The organism is Bacillus sp. SIMBA_008 (assembly GCF_046535495.1).
Lineage (GTDB): Bacteria > Bacillota > Bacilli > Bacillales > Bacillaceae > Bacillus > Bacillus subtilis.
In genome coordinates, this window is the sequence record NZ_JAWRWL010000954.1 from 1 (window position 1) to 249 (window position 249).

The window sequence follows — 249 nt, forward strand, 5'->3', positions numbered from 1 at the left end:
ATGGTGGTTATCGATATAAAAATGGAGGGAATTTTTTCTACTCTGAAATTGTTAAGCAATATGTAGATTTTGATGGAGGAAATGGTGGCGGTGACAATAAACCGATACAACCAAAAGGGCTAGGAATTGCAACGTCTAAGTATCCAGAAGGATCGGGTATCAATTTATATAATAGCGCCAATAAAGATGCTTGGTTTACAGGTAATGTGATTAATACGAAAATGCCATATTTAATTATAGATGCTGCTT

General features: G+C 34.9%; 1 pseudogene. It reads left to right on the forward strand.

The annotated features are described in order from the left end of the window. A pseudogene (locus SB658_RS26200) lies at positions 1 to 249 on the forward strand (lysozyme family protein); the annotation flags it as partial.